3 protein-coding genes are annotated in these 6,436 nt (G+C 67.8%); all 3 read right to left on the bottom strand.

From position 1 onward, the window contains the following. Positions 1-3,947 (bottom strand): caspase family protein (locus ACIHAO_RS24510; protein WP_396561442.1); only part of this gene is annotated, 3,947 nt, incomplete at its 3' end. Then, on the bottom strand, positions 3,937-4,797 hold the full coding sequence (locus ACIHAO_RS24505) for a hypothetical protein (RefSeq protein WP_396561440.1): 861 nt from the start codon (positions 4,795-4,797) through the stop codon (positions 3,937-3,939). The genes ACIHAO_RS24510 and ACIHAO_RS24505, both read right to left, overlap by 11 nt. A 370-nt stretch (positions 4,798-5,167) precedes the next feature. Continuing rightward, positions 5,168-6,433 carry a helix-turn-helix domain-containing protein gene (locus ACIHAO_RS24500; RefSeq protein ID WP_396561438.1) on the bottom strand — a complete coding sequence of 422 codons (1,266 nt, stop codon included), beginning with the start codon at positions 6,431-6,433 and terminating at the stop codon, positions 5,168-5,170. Positions 6,434-6,436 lie beyond the last annotated feature (3 nt).

Here is a 6,436-nt window from a genome sequence, read left to right as displayed (position 1 = left end):
CGAGCCGTACCGGTGGCCAGGTCCCACACCCGCACCGTCCCGTCACCACCTGCGGTGACAACAACCGACTCGCCGTCGAAGGTCGCGCACGCCACCGCCGCCACCGGCCCGTCGTGGCCGGTCAGGGTTGCGCGAGCCGTACCGGTGGCCAGGTCCCACACCCGCACCGTCCCGTCACCACCTGCGGTGACAACAACCGACTCGCCGTCGAAGGTCGCGCACGCCACTGCCGCCACGTCGTCGCTCAGGACGGCACGAGACGCGCCGGTAGTCAGGTTCGACACCCGGACTGCCCGGCCAAGGCCGACTGTGACGGCGACCGGCTGGCCGTTGAGGGTGGTACACGCCACCGCGTCCACCGCCTTGTTGTGACCGGTCGGGATGGCACGGACCGTGCCGGCGGCGAGATCCCACACCCGCAGCGTCCGGTCGTAGCGCCCGGCTGTGACGGCCACCGGCCGGCTACCGATCGTCGTGCAGCCCACCCACACCGCCCATCCCCCCTTGTGGCCGGTCAGGGTGCCGCGAGCCGTGCCGGTGGCCAGATCCCATACCCGCACAGTCCCGTGATCGTCGGCGGTGATGACGACCGACCGGCCATCAACGATCGTGCACGCCGCCCCGGTTATATCGGCAGAGTGGCCGGCGTCCGACATTTGCTGTCCGTACGCAAAAGCGACGTCCCAAAGCCGCACGGCCCGGTCGTCACCACCAACGGTGACAACGATTGGCTGCCCGTCGATGGTCGTGCACGCCAGCGCGTTGACCTTCCCGTTGTGGCCGGTCAAGGTGGCACGGACCGTGCGAGTCGCCAGATCCCATACCCGCACCGCGTGGTCGTAGCGGCCGGCGGTGACGGCGACCGGTGTGCCGTCGATAGTCGTGCACGCCACGGCCTGCAAGGTTCCTCTTTGACTGGTGAAGGTGGCAACGACCGCGGCGGTGGTCAGATCCCACACCCACAAAGTCTTGTCGACGGCGGTGACAGCGACCGGCCGACTGTCGACGGTTGTGCATGCCACCTCAGCCATCCGGCTTTTATCGCCGGTCAGGACGGCACGGACTGTGCCGGTGGCCAGATCCCACACCCTCAACGTCTTGTCGACAGTGCTGACGGTGACGGCAACAGGGCAGCCGTCGATGGCCGTGCACGCCACCGCGTCCACAGTTCCCTTGTGGCCGGTCAAGGTGGCACGGACCGTGGCGGTGGCCAGATCCCACACCAACACCGTCTCCTCCTCGCGGCCGACAGTGACGGCGATTGGTTGGCCGTCAACTGCCGTGCACGCCACCGCGGCCACCGGCCCGACGTGGCCGGTCAGGGTGGCACGGACCGTGGCGGTGTCCAGATCCCACACCCGCACCGTGATCTCGTCGCCGGCGGTGACGGCGACTGGCCGGCCATCGATGGTCGTGCACGCCACCGCCGCCACCCGCCGGGTGTGGCCGGTCAGGGTGGCACGAGCCGTGGCGGTGGCCAGATCCCACACCCGCACCGTCCCGTCACCGCCGGCGGTGACAGCGACTGGCTCGCCGTCGATGGTCGTGCACGCCACCGTGTGCACCGCCTCCTCGTGGCCGGTCAGGGTGGCACGCAAGGCTGGGCTGGTTTGTTGTCCGGTGGCCCAACGGGGTTTCCAATCCAGGGGCTCGGCGAGCGCGCGATGCTGGCGGGGTGCAGCGAACCGTGCTGCGTCCGTGGCCAAGACCTGACGCCGGCGGGCCGGGCTGAGATGGCGATGCAGGCCAGCGGACGCGCGGTAGATCGCCCGTGTGAGGTGAGCGTCGGCCGCGGTCACGCTGTGCAATGTGGTCAGTAGCTCGTCGGGCTCGGCGTGCACCAGGTAGTCGGTGTCGGTGATGATCTCGTCCAGCAGGCCGCACCGGGCGGCGTGGGTCGCCAAGTGCCGCCGGATGTAGGGGTGAGCGCGGGCCCAGTCCCGTGTGCCATCGGAGTTGCGCGGGACCCGGGACAGCAGCAGATGGCTGAACGCGCGGTGGATCTCGGTGTGGTGCGTGCCGTCGCGCAGGTGCTCGGCCAAGGCCTGGTGGTAGAGGCGGTAGGCCGAGCGGCCTGATTCGGTGGCCTCGATGACGTACGAGCCGGCGTGATGACGCAGCCAGAGCAGGTCGTCGTCGGTGTAGGTCACCGCGGCGATGTGGGAGGCGAGCGGGGCCCAGATGTCTTCCCAGGGCAGTCCTTGGCCTTCGGCGAACGCCAACGGGCGCAACAGATCCCGTGCCCGTTCGGCCTGCGCACCCAACCGAGCCCGCAGGTCGCGGCGCATCGCGTCGCCGGGCATGCGGGGCAGTGCCAGCCGCCAGCTGGGGTCACGCGGGTCGGGGACAGCTGGATCAGCGGCCAAAGTACTGCTGGTGATGCGGGCGACCAGGAACGAGGGCTCGGACGCCGCAGCGACAGCCCGAGCGACGGCGCGGATGGTTCCGGGCTTCTGCTGCCGATAGGGACTATCGGGGGCGGCGTCGAGCAGACCGCGGGCCGCGTAGGCGGTCAGCGCGTCCAGGTCGGCGTACCGAGGGGCATCCAGGTCGATACAGTCCTCGCGCCCCAGGCCGAGGGCGTCCAGCAGATGCGGGCGGGTCCCGACCAACAGACGCAGGCGGCCTTGAGCGTGCTCGGCCAGCGGGCACAGCACACGACGGGTGAGCTCGCCAGGGTCGGCAGCCTCGTCGAGGGCGTCGACCAGCACAGTCAGGGGTGCCGTACGCCCGGCGAGCTGGTCCAGAAGTTCCCCGGGTTTCTCCGCGCGCAGACGAGCAGCCGCCGCGATACCGTGCAGCACCTGCTGGGTAGTGAGGTTCTGGGCGTAGATGACAACATCGACGGTGTTCGGTCCAGGAATGGCCGTATCGGGCACACCAAGACTGTGCAGCGGCACGGTGAGCCGCCGCTCAGGATGGGTCAGGGCCGCGATGAGGCCCAGGACAGCTGTCTTGCCCGATCCTGGGGCCGCGGTCACCGCCAGCAGCGGCCGGTCGGGATCGTGGTGGTTCAGCCAGCTGGTGATATCGGTCAGAGCGGCACGGCGCCCGGAGAACCACCATCCCTGGGCAGGATTGTGGCCGCCCATCGCCCGTACCAGCAGCCGGGTGCGGAACTCGAGGTCACGCCGCTCGGCCTCAGCGTCCCATTGGCTGGCCTGCTGGATGGCCAGATCCACCTCGCTCATGTGCGGGTCGTGGCGTGGATTGGGCAGAAACGGCGGGACCGCACCGTCCAGCAACGCGAGTGTGGCGCTGATGGTCTGAAACCCCGGCCGTTGCGGATTGTCGTTCATCGCCTGAACCACAGCATCGATTGCCAGCGCCGCGGGGGCGTAGCCCGCGGTCGGCAAGCTTTCCACCGCCTGTCGAAGCAGCCGGGGAAATGCGCCGGTCTGTGCCTGTTCTGCGGGCTGGGCCGAGGTGATCACGACCAGGCCGCTGCCGCCGCGTTGGCCCCAGTGCTGTGTCATGCGTGTGAGCGCGGCGCCGGCCAGGTCGTTGCCGCCCTTACCGGAGTAGCAGGCGTCCAGCATCAGCAGCACCCGCCGCGCGGGCGTGCCCAGCAGCATCTTGCGGGCCAGCTCAACCGTGGGCAGAGCGTCGTCAACATCCTCGGGTTCGGTGTCCGCTGTCAGCAGCACGTGGTCTCCGCTGTCGTCGAGCACCTCACCGTGCCCGGCGATGTACACCGCGATCATGTCGCTGGGCTGCCGCTCCGATGAGCGGCAGAAGGCCCGCAATTGGCTGGTCAACTGATCCCTGGTCGGGTCCAGCCCCAGATCGCTGACATGCGAGTAGCCCAAGGAGCCGGTGAACAGATCGATGATCTCCTTGCGCGCCTCGACCAGGCCGGGGCGATCCCACTGCGGTGCGTTGCGGTAGTGCGCTACCGCGGTCGCGATCAGGAACCGCCGACCATCGCCATCATTGTCACCGGTCACCAAGACCGCCTGTGATCGCGCTGCCGGTGAGCTTCTCGGTCAGGTACGCCGTGGCGTCGTGCGCGTGCGCGCCGTTGTGAACGATCGCGTTGCGCACCTGGTCACCGAACCGGACACGCAGATCTTTCTGCAATGCCACCACGTCGCCCCGATCCGCCACGTTGGTCCACACCAGAGCATCCGGACCCGGCCAGCTTCCGAGTCCCTGCTGCGGCGGGGGCTCCAGTCGCTCGAAGATCAGGTTCGAGATCCCCAACGGCGACCCGAGCGTCACCAATGCCCGCACCGGGTGATCAGGCATCGCGCACAGCGCTTCGTATGCCACGACCGACCCCAGCGAATGCGCGACTACCACCCGGGTATCCGGCGTGATCCGTGCCGCGACCCGAGCTCGCGCGGCACGCCGACGATCGGTCTCCTGCAGGTAGCGGCTGACTTGCTTGAGATCGAACACCAACGCCCGCAGCGCGACACCGGCGAAGAACTTCGATCGCGACAGCTGACGCAGAGCCGCCTGTGCCGATCCGGGAATTCGCATCAAGGTGTCCGCGCCTGGCCCGGCTACGGCTTCGTCGACCGCGGCGGCCTCGCGCCACCAGGTAAGCAGCAGATCTTGCTCGATACCGGGCTCGACGTCCTTGGCACTGTAGAGGGGATCGCCGACAGCCAGTAACGTTCCGGCGGGGCGGAACAGGTCACCGTAGAACGCCATCGCCACATCACCAACCGGCACCGGTTCACTGCCAGCGCGGGTCATCCCGTCGGCCATCGCCGGCCACCAATCCCGCAGTAGCGACTGTTCACCCCGCACCTGCTGCGCTATGCCATGCACGCAGACCACCCGAGCCATACCGCCCCCTCATCCACGCCCACATCGCCTGCCGGCCACATCGCCACGCTACTGAGGCCGATCGGACAGCCGACAAGTGATTCGCAGCCCGCCGACCCAAACGGGTGATGTCGGCGCCCATCGGAACCGCGGACCTCGCGGTTGATCGCCACGGCAAACGGGGCACGGGGATCGCGGGTAGCCGGGCTGCTACCGGCAGCGCAGGCATACTCCCCTCCGGGGACGGGGTTGCAATGTCATGCCGCATAGCCTGCGTTCGCGGGGACAGACCCGACAGGGCGAATCGGCCGAGAAAGCTGTCCGCGCTTGATGTCGACTGTCCGCGGGGAGCTCCGGTCGCGTGAATGACGCGCTGTCGGGCGGCTGGGCATTATGCCTGGCTGGATGTCTGGTCGTCGTGTGCAGGCGGGTGAATCATCTGTACGTTCGAGATGCCACCTTGGTTCAGACAGTCCTCGGCGAGGTCGTGCACGTGCCAGTAGAAGTCCTCCGAGGACTCCAGCGCGTTCACAGTCATCTCGACGGGCGTGTACCGGTGAAGAGGAATCGACACACCGTCGTAGTCAAAGCCCGTGTTGTCCGTGGTCAGGATCGTGAGCGGCGTGTCGCCTCTCCAATCGATCCCGACCCGAATGTCATACTCGGTGTCGCTCGTCGCTTCCGCGGTCGTGCGGATGAGAGCCATCAGGTCTGCGATCGCGCACTCGATCGCGGTCGATCTGATCTGTCGGCCTTCGAGCGATTCGCCGCTACGTGCCGGGTGCCCGCCGACGGCGGCTGCGAGAGTAACCGAGCCGTCGTGGTGGATGCTGATCCACGACTCCTTCCAGGCAGAACGACCTTCCGTCGCCGTGTTCACTGCGACCCATCGGCGCAGACCGGGGCGAGGGTTGAGTCGGTCCACGCTCTCCAGTGGATGAGTCCCACTTCTCGCTGCATACACCAAGGCCAAACCCTCAGTCTTTGACAGAACCTGCCGAGCGTCGTCTCGAGTGAGGCGCATCCGGAGAGTTGGGACGCGCGGGTGCGCAACCGCGATGAGCCATGCACGAGTCTTGCTGTTGCGGCCGGTAGCAGCGTCAGCGAATAGGGCGTCTAGCGCCTCAGTCGCGTGCCGGCGCTCGTCAAAGCGAGCTCGGTACATGGCCTCGATCTGACGCTCCTTCATCCACACGGTGTCGGAGTCGTTGCGTACCGGCGCACCGAAGTACTCGTTCTTGTAGATCAGATGTGGCCCGTCGACGCTCGCAGGGACCTCGACGATCACAGCCCGTTCGCCCTCAGAGCCAAGGCTGTGCACGTTTAGACCGAAGACCGGCGGAGAAATCGCGGTGATCGCCACGCTACGCAGCGAACGCTCGTAGGTCTCGTCGAAAGCACCCACGTCAACCCGGCTGACCGCGGCCTTCTGCGACTCGCGCACGCCGAACACGATCACACCGCCACCGCTGTTGGCCATCGCCGCAACGTCTTTGGGGAAGTCGGTCTGCGCCAGTCCCTTCGCCGGCGGCAGTTCGGACTTCCAGTCGAGGTCACTCGACTCAGTGACACCCGAGGCCACAGCTCGGTTGAGGAGATCGTCGCTCAGCGGTCCGGGGTCGGCCCCGACCGCCCGATGAAGAGCTGTGAAGGTCATCAG

This window comes from Amycolatopsis sp. NPDC052450, from assembly GCF_044547565.1.
Lineage (GTDB): Bacteria > Actinomycetota > Actinomycetes > Mycobacteriales > Pseudonocardiaceae > Amycolatopsis.
This window is presented reverse-complemented; position numbering and strand designations above follow the sequence as displayed.

Bases quoted from the DNA above. Each gene is read 5' to 3' on its own strand.
- ACIHAO_RS24505 (WP_396561440.1), bottom strand. From the start codon at position 4,797: ATGGCTCGGGTGGTCTGCGTGCATGGCATAGCGCAGCAGGTGCGGGGT.
- ACIHAO_RS24500 (WP_396561438.1), bottom strand. From the start codon at position 6,433: ATGACCTTCACAGCTCTTCATCGGGCGGTCGGGGCCGACCCCGGACCG.